Consider the following 25,354-nt stretch of genomic DNA (forward strand, 5'->3'; position numbering starts at 1 on the left):
TAATTTAAGTGACAGGTTTTAGATATTAAAAGGTTGCATTATTTAACGATATTTTCAGAAAGAGGGTTTATGCGAATGAAAAGGCGCGCTTGGCAGCGCGCCTACGGTAATTTATTGGCAAAGTCTGGTGCGGTTAGGAGGGAAACACTCCAGCAAAACACCGCACCATAGGTGTCAATTTGAGAAAAACTGTATCATGGCATGTAGGTTGGGTTGAACGGATACCACCAAAACCCTGAAGAACAATAGAAAAATGAACATGGTCGATATGTGTTACGTCAAACACAAACCGAGTGAAACCCAACATTTTTGTGGAAACCACCGAGACAATGACGGTATGAAGTTGGGTTTCACTCGGTTCTTGATTACATACGACAACACACCGGATTTGAGAGGTATTTGGGGAACACATCAGTCTTCTGAGTTCCGTTCAACCCAACCTACTGCTTTGCCAACCTTTCGCTAATTGAATCCGAGCGTGTAACGCTTCATAGAAGTCGCCTCACGCACCTCTATGCTTTCTACACTTGCCTCAAAACCTAAGTCTTCAACAGCCTCGATTAATGCTGCCTTCACACGGTTTGAAATTACATCACTTACGCCATTAGCAGGATCTGCACCAGCGAGTGCCTGCACGACAACAATAAAGTACTTCGGTTCATCGGGTTTCAGATGCCAACCTATTTTATTCTCCAAAACAGGCTTGGTTGGTTCATCTGTCTCTTTTTTAAACGAAACCTCATTCGTAGAAGGCGTATATTTTACCGAAACTTGTGCTTCATTTCTCAACTTACCAAATGGTAGCGTTGCTTTCACTACCTTGTAGGTAGCATCTTCGATAACCAGATTATCAATTTTCTGCAACGAACTCATAACACTGAAAGCAGATGTAACTCGCGTCATACCGGTAACCGATAACGTGATGTCAAACCCCGTTTTGCCGAATTCTTCAGTAGTACACCCGAACTTAAAAACCAGCGACACAGCAAATAAAATAAATAAACAAATAAGTAACCATTTTATCTGACGCATCTCAATTTCCTCCACATTTTATAGTAAAATCTACAGTCCACACTACTCGTCAAGCGTGAAACGTAGCACACCACTGCTGGAAGTTCCAACATAAAGCGTGTTGCCATCAACATCAAACGACAAGACAGTATCAGGGATTTCAGGTGTAACTCGTTTCCACATGTCAGAATTTTCTTTCAACTGATACACGTATTGTCCGGATGTCCCATATACCTTCGTGCCATCTACCACAATTTTTTCAATAACAAGTGGGCTGCCTTCAATGTCAACTGCCTCGTGCCATTGGGTTCCATCGCTTGAATAAGCGACCCCTTTATCGGTTGCTACATAAACAGTTGATCCCGCAAAGGCAATTGCCTTGAACTTCTCCACAGGAAACGGAAGGTCTGCGGTGGCATCGTTCCAAGTCTCCCCCTCATCAAATGATTGAGAGAGATGTCCATCTCTTTTTCCAACGTAAACGGTTTTACTTGCAACCGCGAGTTTGAAACCCATAGAATTAAAAACATCACTAAAAAGAGAAGTACCCGCCGAATAGTCAAAAGGGGTGGACATTAAAGATGAAATAAAATTTTCGCCTTTATCTACTAACCCGGTGTCATACCAGGCATCTGTACCAGATTTCCATCTGAAGAGTCTCTGCTTGTATTCAACATAATACGTTTCGTCGCTGACAGAAAAATTTCCGAATATTGATGTCATAGCGTTTCCAATTGACTCTTGGACCATCTGATGCGCTGCTTTACTTGCCTCCTCAATATCCTTAGTATCGAGAATCTCACCGCTCTCAAGGTCTTGGTTAGCTATATCCTTGAGTACATCGCGTGCTGCCTTCTCGTTTTTTCGGTTTAACCGATCCGTTAGTTCATTATTCAGCGGATCAACTTTTTCAAAAATCTTAGGGATCCCAGGAATAGGAATAAATTTGTCACCCTCTGTAGATAAACGCAGAATCTGAGGTTTTATGACTGCCATCCCCTTCATATAGAGCGCATCGTCAAATCTCCGAAAAACCGATATACCTCCCATAGGCGGAGCATCAACGGTAAATGGTGTCCAAGACTCACCACCGTCAGTCGAGGTGACAAGTCCGTCCATTTCAGAGGCGTAGAGTTTACCGTTAATAGAGAATAGATCCATAACGGTAGTCCCAGCGAGTCCTGTATTAAGTTGATGCCACGATTCGCCTGCGTCAGTTGTGCGATAGACTCCAGTTTGGCTGCCTCTGTAGAAGGTATCTGCGTCCAACATCACAATTGGTGGCGATATATTGTTCATTCCAGCAGACCTATCCTTTAAATCTAAGGAGGTCCACGTCTCGCCAGCATTAACTGAATAGAAAAGTTCACGTGGATGCGCTAACATAACTTTAGCGCCAGACGTGATTATTTTGAAATTTGAATAGGTAAAATCAACAGGCGTTGAATTGGCACCCTTCGGGGGAAATAGAGTTGAAATTCCGCCCTTCGGCTTTCTCTCATTTTCTGTCCTTTTTCTTGGATTTATAGCATACCACGTATTACCCAAATCGGTTGAGCGATAAACTGACCACCAGTTATCGCCTGTCATTATCGCTTTGCCTTGGGTGCCGATCTCATTTGTAAATTCCCAACCCGCGGCAACATAGAGACGGTGTTCAGAGGCTGCTAAGGCGTGGACGGTCAGTTTTTGCCCGCGTTTATCTGCAGGACCCACTGACAACTGTTCCCACGCCTCAGCATTGCGGCGATAGAGGCCGGTATCGGTGCCGACAAATACAGTGTTTTCAACGGAGACAAGTCCGCGAATCTTCTCGGTTTCTAAGCCATCTTTCAATGATACCCACGCTGTCTGATTATCTTCGGAAAAGAAAATATCTTCAATAAACGCGATATAAAACCCCGCATCGGTGACCGCCAAGCCTCTGGGGGCTCCTTCTGAATGGGTACCCAGCGAATTCCACGTCTCACCTCTATCTGTGGAAGCTAATACTTCGGTATCGGTGGCAAGGTAGAGCATATCACCATGCTCCGTCATCTGTATCCCACCCGCTATCCAATCTTGGATACCGAGTGAACTGGCACTTCTTGCATTAACGAGTCTCCATGTGCGCGCATCGTCCGCGAGTTTATAGAGGCTGGTGGGTGTACCTGCGTAAATATCACCAGAAATTGTGGTAAAAAGGCCGTTAACAAGACCACCTTCCGGTCCCTTTGTTTGTATCCACTGCGGTTTAGGTGTTGAAACTTCTGTTTCGTCAATTGCTGCGGCGAAGAGTCGAGCGTCGGGTTTTTGACCGGCACCGGGGTTTTTACCGGGGGTAGTCGAACGACCTGCCTGATTTCGCGCTGCAGGTTTCGCGGGTGAATCTAAGACAAAATTTGCCTCAATAATCTCAACTGTCCGTTCCGATGTCGCATTCAAATCGTAAGGTCTCTGGAAGCGGGAGAGGTATTGTGTACCAACACCCATCAGTAACAAAACTAAAACAGCCGAAGCGGCAGAAAGTGCCCAAGGAATCACCGGTTTATTCGTAGCAGGTGCGGTCGGAGTCATACGTGAGATTTCTCGCATGATGTTTTCTGCTAATTGTGAAGGTAATTGGAAACTACCAAGGTTTTGTCGAATCATGTCTTCCTCCTTCTTTAGACGATTTCGTGCGCGGTTGAGTCGGCTCTTGACGGTATTCGGCGAAACACCGAGGAACTCACTGATGGTCTTGATCGTCATTTCTCCAAGATAATGCAGTGTCATCACTGTGCGTTCGCTTTCTGGCAGTTTTTGGAGCAATTTCTTGACGACTTCACGACGTGCCTCATCCGCTTCCGCCGCCTGCTTGCCTGCTATGTATCGAGAATATGACACTTGATTCACCTCGCTTGCATCAGTAATTTCCAAGGATTGCTCCGGCGGGGGATTCTTTCGGAGCCAGTCGAGACACAAGTTTGACGCGATGACATAAAGCCAGCCACCAAACGACTCATAGCTTTTCAAGGTTCCGAGTTTCTGGTATGCCTTGAGAAACGCGTCCTGTGCAATCTCTTGTGCAATGTGAAAGTCCCCGACTTTCCGCCACGCCAGCGCGTGAACACCTTTCTGATATTTGTTGACCAACGGCGAAAACGCGTCCTGGTCCCCCTCTAATATCCGTTGAATGAGTTTGGCATCTTTCTGTTCCATTACAAGCCCCTCCGAAATCGCCTCGCCTATCTTTTGTTAAAAGTGACGAATTCTGAGTATTAAAAGGTTGCATTATTTTTCGGATAGGGAATCAGGGTCAGGAAAGTGACACTAATAGAAACGATTAAAGGAGAGGAGAACGGCGTAACAGCAATTTTGGGAGGGTGGAAAACAATTCTATATGTATAATCTCCTGACAAGGGTAGGGAGGCTCCCATTCGTTACTGAAAGGGGGCATAAGAGGGTTGGGTGTTTAGAACTGTTTCAACTCTCCCCATGTTGTCGCGAGTTTTCCTTGAGGCGTTACGACGAACCCACCGCTGTTCGGAATGCTATCGCCGGTGACGGTGATATTATCAAAGCGCGCCGTATAATTCGCAAGACCGAAACCCACACCACCCGTCCGAAAGTCAGGAAAGTCCTTAAAAGCCGCAACTTCTCTGAAAATCTGGAGTTTCGTAGGTTCCATAACCTGCTCCCGATTAATCCAAAAGGTGAAACTATCGCTTTGGACCCTTAATTTTAAATGTGACCATTTGTTCAACTTTAAGAGTGGATGTAGAGCATCGTGGAGAGGTGCGAATGACACGCCGTGTAAATTGCCTACTACACAACCTATTCGTGGTTTGTGAACCGGAGGCTCATCACCGATTATAACCACTGGGTCCTCAACACTGCAGTAAACTACCCATGTCCCCTTAACCCGTGCAGCAATTGAGATACTGGAAATACCGTGTTTCTTAAGCGGCTTGACATCAAACTCAACGGTGTAGTCTTCCCATGTGTCATCTCCGGTCGTAAGTAAACGTTCAAACGTTTCACGGCTTACGGCGTGCAGTTCATTGTCAACAATTTCCCAAGAACCAGGAGCTTTATTCAACTGTACGAGTTCCTTCCATCCTTCCAGATCACCATCACCAAAGGTTTCTACAAACGTCCCTGCCCAGACAGAACAGGTAAAGAGAAAAAGGATTGCTACAATAGACACAAATTTCATAATCATTTTCCTTTCGATTTAGAGCAATTTCTTTTCCCGCATCAAATTCAAGACGGCGGCTGTCATTTCATTGAATTGGTCAGGATTGTCCGCTAAACGGCTGGCAAGTTCAGCCTCAGGCATCCAGCGGACGGCACGTGTGCCATCGCCTTCCGTTAGTAAGCCCCCTTTAGCACGACAGCGAAAGTATACGCCCATGCCGTTGAAACCCTGTGTTGTCTGATAGACAGCAAAGGGTTCGAGACATTCTACTGTAGACTCCATACCTGAGTGCTTTACTGCTCGCCCTTCAATCTCCTCCACCTCCAATCCCGTTTCTTCACGTACTTCACGACGGAGTGCCGTCAGCAATGATTCGTGCGCCTCTACTGTTCCGCCAGGGAATTCTAAACTCTGTCGTTGACCGGGGCGGTCTCGCATTTGCACCACGTACTCGATGCCGTTTTCTCCTTCGCGCCAAAGGATAGCGCGAGCATTTACAAAGATCTGATGAGCGCGTGGAACTTCAATTGTCATTATCGTTTTCAAGCCTTTCTAACGTAAGAGGGTTTTGGTTAAATAATAACCTAAGTTGCTACCTTTGTAGCAGAATGTGTTAGATTGTGCTGGTTTTTGTAGCATAGACTGTTAGTCTGTGCTTCTGCGTGCGCAAACTGAAAGTTTACGCTACAAAGACACAGGTTTCATAACTAAAATCTTGACGGAATAGCAGGTGTTTTGCTTCGGTATTTCCGCAGAAACTTCGTCAACTGGGGGTAAAGCATCCCTCAATCAAATATCGGAACGGAAGAACTTCAGAAATGCCACCGTTGTAAACGCCAAAGCGAAAAAACCGAGTAAGAGCACATCCACCGCAGAGCGACGCAATGTGTCCGACAAAGAAGGCTCCGTCAGGGTTGGCGGCGGTGGTATTTTGTCTGTTTCGGATTCAGAAGAATCGTTCACCCGACGCAATATCTGCATAGCCTGTGCCATTGCATCGTCTGAAACTGCCCTGAAATACGAGTCATCAACTTGACTGTAGTACCGCTCACCCGTTTGGAAATAGTCGTCCCTTTTCAACTTACCCGTTTGTGTCAAGTTCATCGCAACATAAGTCAGAGAGGACGTTGGTACGATCCGAGAAAGTGTCTCTCCAACATGTTCTTGCCTCTCCTTCTCACGCTGATAGTCCCTGTCAATTTTTTCCGTTTGATTCTGGAACTCCTGTCGAAACTGCTCGTTAATCGGCTTTTTGATTTCATCCATTCTTTCGTCGTCTGAGCGCATCATAACAACACCGCCGCTACCCCCGACAGTTTTCGCCATTTTTTTGAAAATTTTTTCATCTCTATCTTTCGTCAGGTTGTTGCGAAGCACCGTTTTTTCCATATAAACAGCCTGCTGTGTCCGGGTAGGCGCGACGAGTTTAGCCACCACAAACGCACCGCGTGGCGCGATTAGCACGGCAAACACCCAAAACGTAAAAGCGACAATCAGCGCGGTCTTAGCGTTATCCAGATAGGTTGAAATGACCACGCCTATTGAAAAGAATACAGCAATATAGAGCAACGAGATAAGCGTCAGACCCAAAACAGGTAGCGCGACTTTGAGCTCACCGAGCGGAAAGCCTTGCCAGACCAGCAAGAGCAACCCTAACAGGAAAGACACTAAAAATGGAACGACAAACACAATGTATCCACCGATTAACTTGCTCCACAAGAACACATCTCGCGGAAGAGGGTTTGACAGGTTTATCCGAAGGGTGCCTGCCTCCCGCTCCCCTGCAACGGCATCGAACGTGAACAGAAGTGCCAGCAGACTGAAAACTGTCCCGACAATAAATAGGAAATCAAGATTTCCTAAGACATACGCAACGGATGCCTCAGAAACCCCTGCTGAACCTTGCCGGACCCCATTACGCGTCATTCCAAGATACGTCGGAAGTACATCCTCTAAACCGTTCGCAAAGACACTCAAAGGTGTAGGTTTAAGGAACAACTTGGAAACCTCCGTGTTCGGGTCCGACGCGTTCGGAGGATTTTCTTTCGCCTCTGTCTGTTCGCGTTTGATCGACTCTTGGTAGTCTACAAGGTTCTGGCTATACCTACGGTAATTGATCGAAAGGGTGAGCGGAACGAGCAAAAGGCACATTAACAGAAGCGCGACGAACCGGACGCTCAAAATGTGGTGCATAATCTCTTTTTGAATCAATGTCATTAGCATCGTAATTTCTCCTCTGTTTTTTTATTCTTAGAACCTATGCAGACAGGCGATAAATCGCCTTACTACAAACAGACATACCTTGAAGGACGTGTATTTCTCAAAGACAGTATGGTTCGTAGTCGCGCAATTTATTGCGCATTGCGTAAATCCTGATTATGTTAGATTTTACAATTATTTACACATTTTAAAGAGGCGAGGATACAATCCTCGCCAGCAGCGATGGAGGTCTTCGCTTCTATTTCGCCAAGCGATTTGGTTATTACTAACCACTTGTATTAAATATCGGAACGGAAGAATTTTAGGAACGCCACCGTAGTCAATACCACTGCGAAAAAACAGAGCAATAGGAGGTCCACCATTGATTGACGGAGCACCTCGCCTAAGGTCATAATTTCCAAAGAGGGTGGTTGTGTGATTGTAACGGTATCTTCTACCCTATGCATTCTCATAGAGATATGATCTACAACTTTGCTGAACCAATCCGTATCAAGCGCATCATAATAGCGATGACCCGCTTGAAAGTAATTGTCTCTTTTTGTCTTTCCGGTCTGGGTTAAATTTGTTGTGAGATAGATGAGCGAAGATGTCGGGGTGATTCGGGAAAGCGTTTCACCTACAGATTCTTGCCGCGCTTTGTCCCGTTTGTAACGGCGGTCTATTTCGTCAGCACTCTCCTTGAATTTCTGCCGAAATTCCTCTTCAACCGGTTGCACCTCTTTATCCACATCACTGATGCCCCCAGCAATAGTATTCGCTATCTGTTCATCAAAGGAAGGCTGCTGACGATCTTTCCAGAATTCTTGGTGTATCTTCGCTTTCTTTTCTTCAAGCTCTGAATTGAAATTCTCACGGAGAGCCGTCTTTTCAAGATAGACACTCTGCGATGTTTGGGTCGGCGCGATGAATTTCGCTGCGAGGAACCCAACACGCGGTGTAATGAGCACAGCGAACACCCAAACCGTAAATGCGATAATGAGTGCTGTCTTGGAATTATCTAAATAGGTAGAAATAACCGTTCCAATTGCGAAGAAAACCCCAATGTAGAGTAGCGAGACGACAGTTAGACTCACCACCCGTGGAAAAATTTCAGACTCACCAAGCGGAAAACCTTGCCAAACAAGCATCAGTAAACCGAATAGCAGTGATATCAAGAATGGAACGACGAACACTAAGTAACCACCGATCAGCTTACTCCATAGGAAGAGGTCGCGCGGCAAGGAATTTGATAGCGTAATCCGAAGTGTTCCGGCTTCTCTTTCCCCAGCAACAGCATCAAAAGTAAACAGAAGTGCAAGCAAACTGAAAACAGTACCTACAAGAAATAGAAGATCAAGATGTCCCAAAAGGTAAGAAAGAGAATCTGAAACCAAAGCTGGAGCACCTTGTGTAATTCCATTGCGCGTCATTCCAAGATAACTCGGCAGGGCATCCCCTAATCCGTTTGCGAAAACGCTCAGCGGTGTCGGCTTGAGGAAAAGTTTGGAAACTTCCAACTCCGGCTTCAGTTCCATCTTCGGGTTCATCTTTGCTTCCTCGATGTTTGCCAATTTAACGGCTTCTTGGTAATCAACAAGGTTCTGTTGATAATTTCGATAACCGATAGAAAGCGTAAGTGGAATAAGCAACACACACATCAGCAAGAGAGCGACGAACCGGACGCTCAAAATATGATGCATAATCTCTTTCTGAATCAATGTCATTAACATGGTGATTTCTCCTCTGTTTTTTATTTGTTAACCCGTTTGATTTTTTGTAAAAGGCGAGGTTAGAACCTCGCCAACGGAGCCGGAAAGACGGAATGGAACATCAAGGAGATACCAACACCGATAGCTGCTCAAGGATGTCCTGCCCCTCTTCCGTTTTAAGAAATTCTTCCCCAAGGTGCGATTGTAGTTGCGACTGTAGTTTTTCCTTAATCTGATCTTTCACCGACGCGGTCACTTGTTGTAGGATATTCATACCCATTTGTGTCTCAAGAATACCCTTTCCAAATTGTGCCTCCAGCTGTGGTTTAGTTTGCTCAAGGATACTAACCTCCATGCGATTGAGTACCTTCGGCAAGACCTTGAGGATCAAATCTTCGGTCGCTTCCTTAATTTCCTCTCTGACTGTTTGGGTCTTGAGAAAATTCTCTCCGTGTTGTGCCCGTAAGTCACGTAAAAAGTCAGATAAGGCAGAAAACTCTGTCTTGTTGCTATTATAGATAGTTCTTTGCGGTCCGTTTCGATAGAGTTTCCCAGCAACACTTAAGTTGAGTCGATGATGTTCACACCGAACGATGGGAGTCATATCACCTTCCTGCATCAACAGCCTTTCCTGATCCGCTTTTTTAGAAGGACGCATCTCATAGAGATAGCTACACGGCAGCGTTGGGTCTGACGCATCGTCGGTGAGAACGCCGGGAGTTCCTACTGTTGGATCTGCAGGGCAGATGAGCACTTCCTTCTCCAAATATTCTGGAGAAAGTTCGGAAAGCCATTGCGGATTTGTATGTGCAATAGAAACGCGATGCCATTGCGGATTTGTATCTGCATTAGAAGAGCGATTCGGTCCAATGACGACTCTCAAAGGCGGATCTTTATCTGCATTGGAATAATTCTCACGCGCCAGTTTTATCTGTCTCAAATTCTCTCGGCATGCCTCAATCCCTTTAGAATGCTTAGCGTCCTGTTGCACTATAGATGCTGCGAGTTCATAAGGATAAACAGCCGCCAAGAGGAATCGGTTTAGGCGAACCAATGCTTCTCCACTTTTTGGATTTTGGGCAATGAGTGTCTGCATCTGTTTATTGAATTCAATATCAGCGAATAGTTCGGGATCGTAGAGGGGACCCGCTTGAAGAAGCCGATTCAACTCTGCAAGCAGTGCCTTCTGCAGCTTCGGAGACGGATCGCTTGCGCCATCGTACCCAACTAACAGCCGCTGTATATCTTCGGACAACCGCGACGCAATCAATTTGGATACCGGTGCGCGTGTGTCTGCAAGTTTCACCGCCAAACTGCCCGGATCTTTAATCGCATCCATATCAAAGAGAAACTGATTTGTGCCTGCGTGGAGGGACAGTTGCATGCCCATCGCCATCAATACAGTTGCGAACAAAAGTGTTATCGTTTTGCCTTGTAAGTACAACCTGAGATAATGAATCTTTAATCGTTCAATCATTTTTAACATTTTTAAATCTCCTTTTTTATATTTTTTATAGGTTATTGGCTGTCGGCTATCAGTAGTCAGCAGTTGCCTTGTGCTGGTTATCCAATTTGCTATTCCCACAAGCACCTCTTTTCTGAAAACCGATAGCCGATGGCTGGTGACTAATTCAGCGTGAAACGTAGCACACCGCGATCCGTAGTTCCAACATAGAGTGTGTTACCATCAATAGCAAGCGAGCTAATCTCGCTCGGAACTTCCGGTGTGACCTGTTCCCATCTGCTTGAATTCTCTTTCAATTGATATATCTGTTGCTGAGTTGCGCCGTAGACCGTTGTGCCATCCACTGCCATTTTTTCTATCACAAGCGGTGTGCCTTCCGCATCGGTTGCCATGTGCCAGTGAGTCCCATCGCTTGAATACGTCACACCTTTATCGGTTGCCGCGTAAAGCGTTGGTCCGGCGAAGACGATAACCTTGAAGTGGGTAACAGAAAATGGGAGGTCTGTCGTGACATCGTTCCACGTGTCGCCTTCATCAAACGATTGAAGGAGGTGTCCATCCCGTTTGCCAACGTAAACATTTTTACCTGAAACTGCGATTTTGAAATCAAGGGAACCCTGATCTTGAATGTCAGCGATAGAATGAATAGACTCACCTGCATCCGCTAAGCCAGTATTGAACCATTCAGTCATACCGGCCTTCCACCTGAGGAGTTGCTGGTCATATTCCATATAGTAAGTACTACCGCTGACAGCGAAACTCCCCAAGTATGCCCGAAAGAGTTTAACGAGACCTTCCTCTACAGTCTCATTAGCAACTGTGCTGAGCATATCCATATCGAAATCTTCAGGTTTTAATCTCTTACCTTCTTCAATGTTTTCCTGAAGTTCATCTTGTCCGGGTTCCCAAAGGGCGTTTTTGAATGTTTCAAAGATCAGTTCTTCAAGGTCTATCGCCCCTAAAATTGGCATTCCGGGGACAGGCACTAACCCATTATCCTCAGCAGATACGCGGTAAAGTTGAGGCGATCCCCCGTTGACACCTTTGACATAGGGCACATCGTTAAATTTCATCATACTCGTGAGAATTTCAGGACCACCTAAAACAGGGGTCCACGATTCACCATCATCAAACGAGCCAACAAGTTTTCCCCATGTTTTTGCGTAAAGCATATTATTGGCATAGACCAACTTGTCTACGCCGGCCCTCACCAATCCTGTGTTAAACGGATGCCATGTTTTGCCTCCATCGGTCGTGCGTTGAATCCCCAATGGACTACTACTTTTGTAAAATGTGTTCGCATCCGATATGACAGCGGTGGAATCACCTCCTGTAGCTGCCGCTAAGACACGGGTGGCAGGACTTCCTATAGCTGCGTCACCTAAACCTAAAGATATCCATGTTTCCCCTGCATCACTTGAGTAATAACTCTCAACGCCATCTACGACTAAAAGTCTTTCTTGTGCTGCCACCATTTTGACGCTGGCAGTCTTTTCCATTTCTGAGTTGTCATCCACTGGTCGAGTGCCAGCACCAGTGGCAAAAGTAAATCCAGCGTTTTCCTCGGAATCGGAAGCTGTTTTTTTGGGGAAATCTATCGCTTGCCACGAATCTCCGAGGTCTGTTGAACGGTAAAGCGACAGATCGGTATTAGATTCCGACATTAACACGGAGATCGAAAGCTTCTTATTTTCAATCTCCTCTCCAACGGCAACATAGAGTCGGTGCTCAGCACTTGCCAATGCAAGGATATTCTCGACTTCACCTACGGGTAATTGCTCCCAGCCTTCCGAACTGTGGCGATAAAGCCCATTATCCGTCCCGACAAAGACAGTGTTTTCTATAGCGGTGATTGCCCGAATTTTCCTATCGGTTAGGTTTTCGTCGGTAAGAGATGTCCACGATTTACCGGCATCTACAGAGCGGAATACACCATCAACAAGTCCCAAGTACATTGTAATGTTGGCTTGCGCTCCAAGGGTCTCATCCGTTATAATAGTGCCAATCAATTGCCCTTCTGGACGTGTTCCCAATGAATTCCATGTGCTACCTCTATCTGCGGAAGCAAGGACTTCGGTATCGGAAACGACATAAAGGGTATCCTCATGTTCCATCATTTGCCACGATCCATTAATAGACATGTTCGTATTAGCAGATATCCACGCGCTTCTATCGTCTGTTAGTCTATAGAGATCCGCGCCTGCTTTGGCATAAACGTCGCCGTTAGATGCCATGAAGAGGTCGTTGACGACTCCTCCTTCGGGACCCTTAGTTTGGGTCCACTGCGGCTTCGGCGTTGAGACTTCTCTCATATCGACTGGCAGGGTGGCAAAAAGCGATTCGTCGGGTTTCTGACCCGCGCCGGGACTCTTACCAGGGATAGCTGAGCTTCCTGCCTGACTCCGAACTGCGGGCTTTGCTGGAGAGTCCACAACAAAAACCGCCTCAATAAGCTCAACCGTTGGTTCAGAGGTGGCACTCAGATTGTAGGGTTTTTGAAAACGGGAGAGGTACTGCGTGCCAACACCCATCATTAAGAAAATCAAGACAGCGGAGGCAGCAGAGATTGCTAACGGCGCGACCGGTTTACTCACAGCAGGTGGAACGGGTGCTATACGTGAGACTTCCTGCATAATGTTATCCGCTAAGCTATCAGGGAGTTGGAAGCTGCCGAGATTCTGCTGAATTACGTCGTCCTCTTTCCGCAAGCGGTTACGTGCGCGGCTGAGGCGGCTCTTGACGGTATTCTGGGAGACACCCAGAAACTCACTGATGGCTTTGATTGTCATTTCGCCGAGGTAGTGGAGCGTCATCACCGTCCGTTCACTTTCCGGTAATTTTTTGAGAAGCTCCTTGACAACCTCGCGGCGCGTTTCGTCGGCTTCGGCTTCCTGTTTTTCTGCTACATATTGAGAATACGACACTTTGTCCACCTCGTTTGAATCGGCAGTATCTAAGGATTCCATGGGTATGCGGTTTTTTCGGAGCCAATCAAGGCACTCGCGGGCGACGATAACGTAAAGCCATCCGCTAAACGCGTTAGGGTCCTTCAAGGTACGTAGTTGTCGGTACGCCTTGAGAAACGCGTCTTGCGTAAGTTCTTGTGCGATGTGAAAATCACCGATTTTCCGCCACGCCAACGCGTGAACCCCTTTTTGATATTTCTTGACCAAGGGACTGAATGCTTCCTGGTTCCCTTGTAATACTTGCTGAATGAGTTGCGCATCGCTCTGTTGCATTGCACGCCTCCTGCTGAATTATCACGTCTGTTGATTGAAGTGACGTAACTTAGATTTCAAAAGGTTGCATTATTTCTGAAAAGGCAAAAAATTGATCTCTGAAGGGAACGTTTCAAAAGACGCTTCCCAAGGTGTATTGTCTACACGATGCGCTGGCAGTTCAGAATTCGTTCCTATTTCAACGCTGCCGAAAGCAAGATAACCAATGCCGAAGAATAATAAAAAGACCAGGAATAGATTAATCATTAGAAAGCGCATGGTTTTCTCCTTTAAAGTGAAAGTTCGGTTCCGTTTGTGATCAACAATTTACCTGAAATTTAACATCCATTGATTGTAGTGACGTAACTTAGGTTTCAAAAGGTTGCATTATTTTAAAAAAGTTGGAGAATCAACCGCTTGTGTAAACATTTCTCCGTAATCATTACATCCATTGATTGTAGTGACGTAACTTAGATTTCAAAAGGTTGCATTATTTTAAAAGCCGTCAGCAATCAGATTATCATGTAGGTTGGGTTGAACGGCATTGAAAGGGCGGATGTTGGTGTTCCAAACACCCCCAAATCCAAGAGGCTGCCCTATACACTCAAGAACATAGTGAAACCCAACTTCATACTCTCAGAGTCGTGGCACTTGACAACAAAAGCGTTGGGTTTCACTCGGTCTCTGGTTGCAACCGCACCATAGGTGTCAATTTAGGGATATTTCGTTGTATTTTATAGGAATGTCCCTACAAATGCCGCCCCTACGGGGCTTGGGTTTTTTGGTTTTAACGCTGCTACACAGATGTCGTCCCTACGGGACTAAAGAGGGGTTCTGGCGTGTCAAAGTTTATGGCTAAAATCCGGCGCAGTTGGAAACAGCACCATAAGTGTCAATTTTAGAAAAAACAACCGTCGCAGTCCCAATCTGGTAGGTTCGGTTTCCTAACCGAACCGAGTTTTACACAAAAACCTCTTGAATCCCGTAGGGATGGTATCTGTGTAGAAAAACGCGACCTCACAGACCTAAGCCCCGTAGGGGCGGCATTTGGAGAGAGACTGTTGCAAAATCCTCGAAAAGTCCTTAAATTGACACCTATGGCGCAGTTGGGAAACCGAACCTACCGGACCTGGTGCTCAAGCAGTTGTTTTTTCTAAAATTGACACTTATGGTGCAATTTGCAACCGTACTGGATCTTAAGTAGAAACTGCGTATTCCCTAATCCCCTTCTTCAGTCCTGTAAGAATGCAATGTTTATAGCATATTTATGGAACCCATGTATGGTTAAAATAAAATAGGGGTGGTAAAACCACCCCTATTTAACATTTTTTAAATTACTGCGTAAGTCCTAAGTTCTTTGAAGCCTTGATGGCTCCCCACGTCACAGCCCTCTTATCTAACGGTTGCACTGGCAGTGAATCACCACCAACCCAACGTGGCGAAATAGGCAGACTATCCGGCAAAATAACTAAACGCCGAACTTGCTGCGACGCAAGCGAATAGATGTAGAGACCATTATTACCAAAACCTATATCCGCAGAAAAGACAAGATAGTCGCCATTCGGAGACCAATCTACTTGAAAGAACTGCCGCAAGCCGCGATTGGCTACTTCCAGCAGGTTTATCCCATTAGCATTCACAACAAATATACCTTCATGAAGGTGAGTGACCACTGGTTGGTGATTCCTCCCATCAACATCCGCAACAAATACACCTTCATGAACCGGTGTGTAGGCAATCTTTCTACCGTCCGGGGAGAAACTATAGAACGGGTAACGGCTTACGAAACCCGCACGTTCAGGGAATAGCGAGTGTTTCTTAGGTTTCTCTCGTCCACTGACATTCGACGCCCAGATCTCCTGAGGCTTGTCCATTGAAGCGAGATTGTAGAACACCGATTGCGCATCTGGTGCCCAGACAAAACCTATTGGATTCTTACCAATGGGGTGTGGTAACTTTCGTTTCCGTCGTCCATCCGGCGAAATTAGAAAGATTTCTGTGTCCACATCGCGTCCGCCTCTTATCTTTTGCTGACTGCCAGCATACACAATCCAACGTCCATCCGGAGACCAAGAAATATCCACGTAGGAATGGACTTGTAATATGATGGAACGAATTTTCTTACCCGTGCGAAGGTCTCGGATATGAAGAACATTACGGCGGTCAGGGTCGCTGTCTACCGCTGCCAAAAAGCGACCATCCGGCGAAGGTGTCGAAATACCCTCTTCCGCAATGCGCGTAGGTGTAGGGACTGTATCATTGGGACGTATCATGTAGGTGGTACTACGATAGGTGTAAACAATCACACCTTCTGCCCAGCAGAGCAGATTTGGGCAAATCCCCAATAGAAGAATTATTACCGAAAACAGAAAAGTCAAGCGATGCGTTTTCATTAGGAACCTCTCATTTCAAAAATAGCTGCACTAAGAGTCAAGGTTAAGGTGCGTTAGGATTTACGCGAGTTTCTGTTAAATCTTAAGGTCCGCCCACTGCTGGCGAGGTTTTAAACCTCGCCAGCAAAGAGGACTGCGTAAGTTCAGATTTATTAAATTCAAGTCAAATTTGGGTTTTAATCGGATAGCCCTGAAACTGCAGCAGTCTCGCTGTCAAAACGTTCAAAGAGACTCACGAGTCGGCTCATAACAATCAGATTATTGATCTGTTTGCTGATATTGATGACACCGACGCGACCTTTCTTTCGTGCGACAGCGGCACGTGCTCCCATGAGCACACCAAGTCCTGTACTGTCAACCCGCTTGACGTGCTCCAAATTGATGAGGATACGGGGTGTCTCAGAAGTCTCTATCTGCGACGAGATTGCTTCCCATAATTCTGATGTTGAGGGTCCGATTATTTTTCCGTTCGGTTCCAAAATCGTGATCCCATTTTGCTGGCGAATTTTAGTCGTCATGATTTACTCCTTTTTTAAAGTGAAAGTTTCGTTTGATTTACAAGGAACAATTTAGTTGAAATTTAACATCCATTGATTAGAGTGACGTAACTTAGATTTCAAAAGGTTGCATTATTTTCAAAAAGGTGGGAATTAATCTCTGGTTGGTCGAAAAAAGGTGAGAAGAATCTGTGAATCCAGACTTATTTTTTAGAACTGATAGAGAATCGACTGCTGCAGGTCTTTGGGTCCAGGAATTTTTTCAGATCAAATTTATAGGGAAACCGAAGTACAAGACTCCAGTTTCCCTATGTTCTGTATGACAGTTACTCAGCCTATTTCGCTAAATTTTTCTTCACTAACTCGGCAACAGCTGTCTCAAGTGCGTTTCCACGGAGTTGAACCTTGCGAACGATTCCATCTCCATCAATCAGGAAGGTAGCTGGAATCCCTATAACGTTATACATCTTGGCGACAGTGCCGTTATCCAAAAACTGGGGCCAGGTAATATCCTGCTCTTCAATATACGAATCAAGGACTGCCTGTCCCTGATCTAAGCTGATACCGATAATCTCAAATTTCTGGTCTTTGTATTTATCGTAAACCTTTTTGAGATGTGGCATTTCTGCCTTACAAGGAACGCACCATGTTGCCCAGAAATCAAGTAGCACAACCTGTCCGCGGAATTTCTTCAGCGAGAGTTCTTGACCCTTTAGGTCTACCGCTTGGAAACCCATTGCGGGTTTGCCGATTTTTTCGCTATGGGAGACCCTCGGAGCATTTGAAGTATCCTGCTTTTCACTTTTCTTATCCGCTGATTTCATGCTAAACGGGATTTTGGTGTCACCCTTTCCATCGCGTTCGTACATTTTTGCAACCAACTTCAATTGCTCTAAATTATCCGTTATCTCCTTAATTTCATCAGCATACTTTTCCGGATCCATATCGGTTCGCATCTGTTTCATCATTTCCATAAAATGGGTGATATCCGAAACCGTTGCTCCCCCTTCACTCCCCATACGAAAGAAAAGTTCTACCCATTCTTTTGCAAGGGGATGACCCTTGTAGGCTATTGCGGCACCAGTTTCAAGCTCCTTGCGTGCAGCGTCTGGATCGGTGGCGAGCAGCTCGTAAAATTTCTCCATGTGCTGACTGAGAATTTGTGCTTCCTTCTCAGCGTCAGACAATTCCGCTTCAGATCCAGAAGTGCTCTCTTGTGCGTCGGAAGTTGTCCCGTCAGCCACCAGCGGTTTAGCACCAGCAGCTTCGATGTGTTCAGCAAATCCCGTATAATGTTCAAGCGCATCTCGGTGGTGTTGTATCTCCTTGGCATACTTTTCTGGGTCCACAGCAGTTAGCATTTCGAGTCCGAGTTCATATACACGTATAAGATCCGGAATTATTTCCCATGGGTTCTCGATTTTATCTTGTCCCGTTTCGTCTAGACTGATTCGGTGAAAGACTTGGTAGCAGTGTTCTACCCACTCTTCGGTAAGTGAGTGTTTGTTGAACAGTTCCTTAGCAACGCGATCAAGTTCGACGCGTGCGGCTTCAGGATCTGTCTTGAGGAGTTTATAAAATGTTTCAAAATGTGCCTCCCAAGATGCACCGTTTTCATCGTGACCGTGTGATTCAGCGTCAGTTCCAGTATCGCTGAAAGCGAGATAACCGATGCCGAATAGGAACATACAGACCAGGAATAGGTTGATCATTACAAAACGCATTTTTTTCTCCTTTAAAATAGAGCCTACGTTAAATTCGCAAGCGGTAATTTGCTAAAATTTTGAATCCGTTGACTTAATTTATAAGTGACACATTTCAGCGGTCAAAAGGTTGCATTATTTTCAAAAATAGGATTGAGATCAGAAGTTTGTCGTAAAAATAGAGGGTATAATTGCAATTTTCTTTTATACTTCTTGAAATATGTGTTATAATTTGTATACACACTTTTGGCATAGGTCAAAACTTGCTATACAAAAGTTGGAACCACGACATGCTCAATTGGGAGGCATAGCATGGAACACCATATAACAGATGAACAGTGGGAACATTTTTCGGAAAACGGCTACGTGCGCATTGGACAAGTCGCAACGGATACCGAACTCGAAAAACTGCAGCAGCAGATGGATGACATCATGCTCGGCAAAGCCCCGTTGGATTATGACCAAATCATGATGCAACTTGACCGGGAACCCGGCAAAAACTCGCCTGGACCGCAATCTAAAGGGCATAAAGGGGCAACGTTGTTGTACCGGAAAATCCAGAACCTCGAACTCGATCCGATTTTTTTAGAGTATCTCCAGAAACCGATTTTTGAAGAGGTCTGCACGAAAATCTACGGAGATGGGACTCCCGTCGCCTGCTTCCGGGCAATGTTTATGAATAAACCTGCGCATGAAGGCACTCAGCTCACGTGGCATCAAGACAGGTGGAGGGATCTCGACCGCGACCCACAGATTACGATTTATACGGCTTTGGATCCAGCAATGATTGAGAACGGCTGTGTACATATCATTCCGAAGTCCCATAGTAGGCTCATCAACCCTGAAAACGGCTCTGGTTTTCTAACGCAGGAACACATTGATGACATCGTCGCGAAGGCTACACCGCTACCGATGGAATTGAAAGCAGGAGAAGTGGTACTCCTCCATAATTGGATGCTGCACAGTTCCGGTACGAACGACACGGATATTCCACGGCGTGCGTTCAGTGTCTGCTATATGCATGGCGAGACGCAGTCGCATCATGGGCATAACTTTACGCGAGTTTTCGGCGATGGTGCAATCAGCGTCGATGATTTATCGAAATCTACGTTTGAAAGCCCAATCGTTTAGGTTTCGGAGCAGCCAGCAATCAGCAATCGGCAATCAGTAAAGCGTTCCTCGTTAATCGACAACCTCTTCTACTGATCGCTGAAAGGATTTTGAAAAAATCCGCCCTGACTGCTGACAACTACTAAACAAGGAGAAAAATATGGCGAAAATTCGACTTGCCATGATTGGGTGTGGCGGAAACTCCTCAGGTCACGCCAGACGCATGAATGAAAATCCCGACGTGCAAATCGTCGGAACGTGTGATGTGAATACTGACATCGCCAGCGGTTATATTGATCGGAACCTGTCTGACCTCAGTCCACGCCCGGGTGCGTATGATGACATCGGTGCGATGCTGAAAGAAACCTCACCGGATGCTGTGGTGATCTCTACACCGCACACACTCCATTTTGAACAGGGCATGCAAGCACTCGAAGCAGGTTGCCATGTTCTGATGGAGAAACCGATGGTCACGTCTTCCAAAGATGCGTATACCATAGCAGAGAAGGTTGAAGAGACTGGGCTGACCCTTACGATCGGCTACAATACGCCTTGCACGCCCAACTTCTATTATACCAGAGAAATCATCCGCAGTGGGGAATTCGGCAAGCTGGAATTAGTGATCGGTTATATTACGCAAGGCTGGAAAGGTGGTACAACGGGAACATGGCGACAAAATCCGAAACTCTCCGGTGGTGGACAAGCGTACGATAGTGGCGCGCACCTCTTGAACAGTCTCTGCTGGGCAGTCGAGTCGAAAGTCGCTGAAGTCTATGCCTATACGGATAACCAGGACCGGGATGTCGACATCAATTCCTCGATTAACGTTAAGTTTGAAAACGGTGTGCTCGCTGCAATGGCAGTAAGTGGCAATTGCCCAAGCCCGGGTGGTACACACATGGCGTTAGTCTTTGAGAACGGCAGAATTGAGGTAGACGGCTGGGGTGGTGGTTGGATTCGCGTCTGGAAAGGTGGAGAAGCGTTAGACCCACCTCCGATTTCAGACGATATGTCCGCCGGTAGCCCTGATGACAACTTCATTGATACGCTTTTAGGCAGAGCGGAACCGCGGACAAGTCCAATGAACGGGATTATTCAATCCGAATTGATGGATCTCATCTACGAATCCGCGGAGACAGGTGTCCCGGCACGTCCAGAACGCTAAAACTACAAGCGCGGTTTTTCAGCCGCGCTCACCACATTCAATTAAAAGGAGGAATTAAAATGGAGTTTACTGTTAATTTAACAACAGAACAGATCATTGATTTTATCCAGCAGATTCCACCTGAAGAGAAAATTGCGGTACTCACCACGCTTGCAGAACAGGCACACGCTGAACATGCCGAACAGATAAAGTATGGCGAAGCAAAGGTACGTAAAATATGCGCAGCGCGAGGATTAGATTGGAACGCGATGACTGAAGATGAACGAATAGATTTTATTGACGATCTCGTTCATGAGGACAGGGAATGCAACCAATAGTCGTTTACGACACAAATATCTTGATATCCGGCATGGTGTGGGGTGGAACTCCTTATGATTGTATCAAACTCGCAATGACAGATAGAATTGAAGGCGTAACCTGTGCTGAAATAATTGATGAATTTGCCGAAAAGTTAACCACCAAACTTGAATATTCCGAGTTCCGAACCTCAAGAATCGTTACCAGACTCCTTGGTTTCCTCCGAATGGTCAAAATTAAAAATAAACTTGAAGGTATCACCAGAGATCCTGATGATGATAAAGTAATAGAATGTGCTGTTGTCGGTGGTGCTACTCACATTGTTACCGGTGACAAGAGACACTTGTTACCACTGCAGAACTATCAGGGCATTCATATTGTAGCAGCGGCTGATTTTCTTCGACAGTTTGGATAACACTGTCCGAATTGCGGAGACATCTCTTATAGTTATACTTCTAACGTCGCGCCTTCGGGACGTGGTGCTGTCGGTCGGATAGGCATCTTCTGGTAGGAACGATACGCGAGTCCTGCCAAATGTGGTGTCTCAATTCGGACGTGTCCTTCCGCTCGCGAGTGCATGAGCGCATCAAGAACACCCGTCACGAGCAGCGTCCGTTCTACCGGATACTGCGGTTCATTCGTCACGAACATCTCTTCAATATTGAGACTCAAATAACTAAAATGAGCGTGCGGGGGTCCGTTCTGTAAGTACACCTCTGTGGCATACTGCGTATCCTCCGATTTTGCTGCATACGCGAAATCAGAGATGTAACCGTTCAACATCAACACTGCAGAGTGAAACCCATCGCTATGTTCCAACAGAAACGCCGCTGGATTCGGACACCTTTCCGTGAACGTGCTATCTGGACGATTTTCAATCTGAGCACACGCGACCTCGGCTAATTCCGTAGACCATCTTCCAGACGCACCTGCCTCCCAGACCGATTCTCCTTCCAGACACTGAATTGCCACGATCCCCGACTCGCCGCCTTGCCGACGTTCAATCATACATTGCAACGTCTCAAGCGCATGGAACCCATAGGACTCCACACCACCATAGCCAATGCCGACAGCCGAATCCAACTCAGTATCAAGCGGATGTTCTAAAAACGGTTTCCGCCAACCGAGCGGTAGCGAAGAACCCGCCATGAACGGCACATCAAGTGCTTTCGCTCGCTCATACATCCAAAGTGCATCTGCCCAATTGTAGGAGAGGTGTTTATCGCAGAAAACTGGCACCGACCTACTGCTTGACGCAAAGACACCGCAAATCTGCTCAAACATATAGCGGCGCGGATACATGTGCTGTTCAAACTCGTTATAGGGATAGTCACCGTGCTCACCAATTAATATCACACCATCGACAGCCAGTTCATTCCCACCGAGAGTCAACGCCTGTCGGATACTCGGGTAGATAGGAACGTTGTGTTCCGCCGCCAAACCAACGCCGATGTCCCGATCATCTACCTGATCCAGATAGATAGACACTAACTCGACACGAGGCATCTGATGTCCCGTATCTGTTGGGAAACCCTTCATGTATTTCGTAGCGATTACATCCGCATGCGAGTGCTGGAAATAGGTCGTAATGATTGCAGCAATTTTTTTCGGTGTCGCCATCTGATTCTCCTGTTTACCTATCTAACCCAAGGAGGCAGGGTAGGCACAAGACCTACCCCTACGGGTTTTCTATAGACATATAAACGTCCAAAATCTATTAGGTAGTAACTCAGGTTATCTAACGATTTCGGTGCCGATTCCACCCTCTGTGAAGATTTCAAGCAATAGAGAGTGTGGAATTCTTCCATCAATAATATGCGTTTTGTAAACGCCGCCCATGAGTGCCGTTGTGCAGGCATCCACTTTAGGGAGCATGCCGCCTGCGATGAAACCTTCGTCGATTAGCTGATCCACTTTTCTTATATGGATCGTTGACATCAGCGACGCGGTATCCGAGAGGTCCCGGAGAATGCCACGCGTATCGGTCAGCAGAATTAATTTCTCTGCTTGGAATGCGGATGCGATCTCACCAGCCATCGTATCGGCGTTAATGTTATAAGTTTGTCCATCAACACCAACACCAATTGGTGCGATAACAGGGATATAATCGGCGTTGTCAAGTGTAGTGATCGACTCGGTGTTAACGCCGATAATTTTCCCAACGTATCCCAAGTCAATATCGATTTGATGTCCGTCTTCATCGGTAACCTGTGTTTCCTGTTTCTCCGCGAGAATTAGGTTCGCGTCCTTTCCAGAAAGTCCAATCGCTTTTCCACCGTGTTGGTTGATACGCGCCACAATTTCTTTGTTGATTGATCCGAGCACCATCTCAGCGATTTCAACTGTTTCTGCGTCGGTTACACGCAGCCCCTGTACAAATTCCGGGACTTTCCCGACCTTGTCCATCCATTCGGTGATTCGGGGTCCGCCGCCGTGAACGATAATGGGTCGGATACCGACATATTTCATCAAAACGATGTCTTCCATGACGGAGTGGATAAGTGTCTCGTCCTCCATTGCGGCACCGCCATATTTGATAACAATGCGGCGGTCATAAAAACGGCGGATATAAGGTAAAGCCTCAATAAGAACTTCGGCAGTTCTGTTCATATCTGTTCGTTTTGCCCTCTATTTTTTTCTTTGAAAGTGGAGTATAATAATATATGATACGTGAAGCCTGTGGGTTTGTCAAATTAAAAGTAGTTGGCTGTCGGCAAGAATGGCTATTGGCTGTCGGCTGTCAGTGTCGCGATACGGAGATCGCTCCTACCCAGAAGGAGGGTCTCTGACCGATAGCCATAAAAGGAATAGTAGCATAATGCAAATATCAGCACAGATAACCCGATTCCACGGCGTGGACACTCCTTTTGAGGTTTGCGAGATGCCTGTGGTCGCCACTTCAAACGATGTTCTTGTTCGCGTCTCACTCTCAACCATTTGTGGTTCCGACCTTCATACCGTATCGGGACGCCGCGGTGCGGAAACGCCATGTATACTCGGACACGAAATTGTCGGTACTATTGCAGCACCCACACCGCTTCGTTCCGCAACCGGGGAAGCACTACGCGAAGGCGACCGGATTACGTGGGGTCTCACGACTGCCTGTGGTACATGTGACTACTGTGTGAATCGGAACCTCCCGCAGAAATGCGAAACGATGTTCAAATACGGACATGCCCGGAGTGAAGGTGCCACCGCTTTCTCAGGTGGTTTCGCCACACATATCCTTCTCCGTCCCGGAACAGCCATCTACCACCTTCCTGATGCTATGATGGATGAGGAAGCTGTCCCCATCAACTGCGCCCTTTCGACTGTGGTAAACGGCTTGACAAACATCGGCACACATGTCGGTGAGACCGCTGTCATTCATGGTGCTGGCATGTTGGGCATCTATGCAGCATGCTATCTGCGAGAAAAGGCATACGAGAACGTCGCCGTTGTGGATATCAACGAGAATCGTTTGCAGACCGCTAAAAGCTTCGGTGCGACACATACTTTTAATCCGGATAAGACATCTGTTGAAGAGATTGATGCGGCACTCAAAGAACTAACAGATGGGCGGGGTGCTGATCTCGGTGTCGAGGTCAGTGGCGCGACAATTGGAATTCCGAACCTAATTACCTGGTTAGCAATCGGTGGAAGATGTGTAACACTCGGCTATGTTTACCCAAACGCTGATATCTCTGTGGATGCCCATCAGATCGTCACGAAGTGTGTGACACTCCGAGGTATTCATAACTATCATCCTTCTGCGCTCGGCACCGCACTCCGCTTTGTCGAGGAAAGTCGGACGCGCTATCCGTTTGCAGAACTCATCGAGGAAACATATCAATTGGCGGATATCAACACTGCTTTTGAGCGCGCGATGCGTCAGGAAGCACTCCGCATCGCTATCGCGCCGTCTTTAGAGGGATAGAAGAAAATTACTCAATTAACGGAACAGCGAGATTATTTGGCAGGATTAATTGTTTGTCCGTTAAGAGGTAAAAACGCATTTCTTGTGGCCGCGTACCGATGTCAGGTATTCTTGCTCTAAAATGCATATTAATAAGGTACGCTGGAATTAAAACCTGTTTGTAAAGCACTTTGGTAGATTTACCCGGCATGAGGGTGCGTTTTTTATTTAGAACCATCGTAGGATAATTCGCGATGGTGTATTCAAAACGATCCAAGCGAAAAGAGTCAGGCTCGGGCAGAACTTCAAACAGATAGTCCTGAATTATCGGATGCATATCATCTTCAAACTGGTTTTTGAAAAGTTCCTTAGCCTCTTCAAGGTGTTGAACATCATCCTCTGTGTGGACGGGTATTGTTGTTCCTGCACAACTCATGAACATCAAGACAGCAATGCCAACGACGAAAAATATACGATATTTCATGTTACCCCCTGCGAAAGTCGTTTTGAGATAGTATAGCACAATTACCAAA

At 46.3% G+C, this 25,354-nt stretch carries 20 protein-coding genes; 6 read left to right on the top strand and 14 right to left on the bottom strand.

Annotated features, from left to right (window positions below; genetic code table 11):
* Positions 1 to 253 precede the first annotated feature (253 nt).
* Positions 254 to 466: a hypothetical protein gene (locus OXH39_15645; protein ID MCY3551894.1), complete on the top strand. Its 213-nt coding sequence runs from the start codon at positions 254 to 256 to the stop codon at positions 464 to 466.
* On the opposite strand, the gene OXH39_15650 is transcribed toward OXH39_15645, so the two are convergent.
* The 11 genes from OXH39_15650 to OXH39_15700 form a co-directional block, all read right to left on the bottom strand.
* A complete protein-coding gene (locus tag OXH39_15650; GenBank protein ID MCY3551895.1) occupies positions 463 to 1,032 on the bottom strand; it encodes a hypothetical protein in 570 nt (189 codons plus the stop codon). The two genes, OXH39_15645 and OXH39_15650, sit on opposite strands and share 4 nt — an antisense overlap.
* Before the next feature lie 42 nt (positions 1,033 to 1,074).
* Complete coding sequence (locus OXH39_15655) at positions 1,075 to 4,191, bottom strand: sigma-70 family RNA polymerase sigma factor (GenBank protein MCY3551896.1); 3,117 nt, start codon at positions 4,189 to 4,191, stop codon at positions 1,075 to 1,077.
* A 253-nt stretch (positions 4,192 to 4,444) separates the two neighbouring features.
* Entirely contained in the window at positions 4,445 to 5,188 is a 744-nt protein-coding gene (locus tag OXH39_15660; protein ID MCY3551897.1) for a DUF1080 domain-containing protein, read from the bottom strand.
* Positions 5,189 to 5,206: 18 nt separating this feature from the next.
* Complete coding sequence (locus OXH39_15665; protein ID MCY3551898.1) at positions 5,207 to 5,704, bottom strand: NUDIX hydrolase; 498 nt, start codon at positions 5,702 to 5,704, stop codon at positions 5,207 to 5,209.
* A gap of 255 nt (positions 5,705 to 5,959) precedes the next feature.
* A complete protein-coding gene (locus OXH39_15670; GenBank protein ID MCY3551899.1) occupies positions 5,960 to 7,393 on the bottom strand; it encodes an ABC transporter permease in 1,434 nt (477 codons plus the stop codon).
* Between the two features lie 275 nt (positions 7,394 to 7,668).
* Complete coding sequence (locus OXH39_15675; GenBank protein ID MCY3551900.1) at positions 7,669 to 9,099, bottom strand: ABC transporter permease; 1,431 nt, start codon at positions 9,097 to 9,099, stop codon at positions 7,669 to 7,671.
* Between the two features lie 100 nt (positions 9,100 to 9,199).
* Positions 9,200 to 10,564 carry a hypothetical protein gene (locus OXH39_15680; protein ID MCY3551901.1) on the bottom strand — a complete coding sequence of 455 codons (1,365 nt, stop codon included), beginning with the start codon at positions 10,562 to 10,564 and terminating at the stop codon, positions 9,200 to 9,202.
* A 140-nt stretch (positions 10,565 to 10,704) separates the two neighbouring features.
* Positions 10,705 to 13,782 (bottom strand): sigma-70 family RNA polymerase sigma factor, encoded by a 3,078-nt coding sequence (locus tag OXH39_15685; protein ID MCY3551902.1) that lies wholly within the window; start codon positions 13,780 to 13,782, stop codon positions 10,705 to 10,707.
* Between the two features lie 1,313 nt (positions 13,783 to 15,095).
* On the bottom strand, positions 15,096 to 16,154 hold the full coding sequence (locus tag OXH39_15690; GenBank protein ID MCY3551903.1) for a hypothetical protein: 1,059 nt from the start codon (positions 16,152 to 16,154) through the stop codon (positions 15,096 to 15,098).
* Positions 16,155 to 16,330: 176 nt separating this feature from the next.
* Positions 16,331 to 16,672: an STAS domain-containing protein gene (locus OXH39_15695; protein ID MCY3551904.1), complete on the bottom strand. Its 342-nt coding sequence runs from the start codon at positions 16,670 to 16,672 to the stop codon at positions 16,331 to 16,333.
* Positions 16,673 to 16,986: 314 nt separating this feature from the next.
* Complete coding sequence (locus tag OXH39_15700; protein MCY3551905.1) at positions 16,987 to 18,375, bottom strand: TlpA disulfide reductase family protein; 1,389 nt, start codon at positions 18,373 to 18,375, stop codon at positions 16,987 to 16,989.
* Between the two features lie 291 nt (positions 18,376 to 18,666).
* Between OXH39_15700 and OXH39_15705 the strand changes: the two genes are divergently transcribed.
* From OXH39_15705 to OXH39_15720, 4 genes are all read left to right on the top strand, one after another.
* Complete coding sequence (locus tag OXH39_15705; GenBank protein ID MCY3551906.1) at positions 18,667 to 19,485, top strand: phytanoyl-CoA dioxygenase family protein; 819 nt, start codon at positions 18,667 to 18,669, stop codon at positions 19,483 to 19,485.
* Between the two features lie 139 nt (positions 19,486 to 19,624).
* A complete protein-coding gene (locus OXH39_15710) occupies positions 19,625 to 20,629 on the top strand; it encodes a Gfo/Idh/MocA family oxidoreductase (GenBank protein ID MCY3551907.1) in 1,005 nt (334 codons plus the stop codon).
* 59 nt (positions 20,630 to 20,688) lie between these two features.
* Positions 20,689 to 20,946, top strand: coding sequence for a hypothetical protein (locus OXH39_15715; GenBank protein ID MCY3551908.1), 258 nt, complete (start codon positions 20,689 to 20,691; stop codon positions 20,944 to 20,946).
* The gene (locus tag OXH39_15720; protein ID MCY3551909.1) at positions 20,934 to 21,341 is read left to right on the top strand and encodes a putative toxin-antitoxin system toxin component, PIN family; all 408 of its coding nucleotides are present in this window, start codon (positions 20,934 to 20,936) and stop codon (positions 21,339 to 21,341) included. The genes OXH39_15715 and OXH39_15720 overlap by 13 nt, the downstream gene beginning before the upstream one ends.
* Before the next feature lie 32 nt (positions 21,342 to 21,373).
* On the opposite strand, the gene OXH39_15725 is transcribed toward OXH39_15720, so the two are convergent.
* Both OXH39_15725 and argB read right to left on the bottom strand, forming a co-directional pair.
* Positions 21,374 to 22,546 (bottom strand): hypothetical protein, encoded by a 1,173-nt coding sequence (locus OXH39_15725; GenBank protein ID MCY3551910.1) that lies wholly within the window; start codon positions 22,544 to 22,546, stop codon positions 21,374 to 21,376.
* A gap of 114 nt (positions 22,547 to 22,660) precedes the next feature.
* Positions 22,661 to 23,536: an acetylglutamate kinase gene (gene argB / locus OXH39_15730; protein ID MCY3551911.1), complete on the bottom strand. Its 876-nt coding sequence runs from the start codon at positions 23,534 to 23,536 to the stop codon at positions 22,661 to 22,663.
* Positions 23,537 to 23,744: 208 nt separating this feature from the next.
* On the opposite strand from argB, the gene OXH39_15735 reads away from it, so the two are divergent.
* On the top strand, positions 23,745 to 24,842 hold the full coding sequence (locus OXH39_15735) for a zinc-binding dehydrogenase (protein MCY3551912.1): 1,098 nt from the start codon (positions 23,745 to 23,747) through the stop codon (positions 24,840 to 24,842).
* 7 nt (positions 24,843 to 24,849) lie between these two features.
* Here the strand turns inward: OXH39_15735 and OXH39_15740 are convergent, their stop codons facing one another.
* Complete coding sequence (locus tag OXH39_15740; protein ID MCY3551913.1) at positions 24,850 to 25,305, bottom strand: hypothetical protein; 456 nt, start codon at positions 25,303 to 25,305, stop codon at positions 24,850 to 24,852.
* Between the last annotated feature and the right edge of the window lie 49 nt (positions 25,306 to 25,354).

This window comes from Candidatus Poribacteria bacterium (genome assembly GCA_026702755.1).
In the GTDB taxonomy this organism is placed as follows: Bacteria; Poribacteria; WGA-4E; order WGA-4E; family WGA-3G; genus WGA-3G.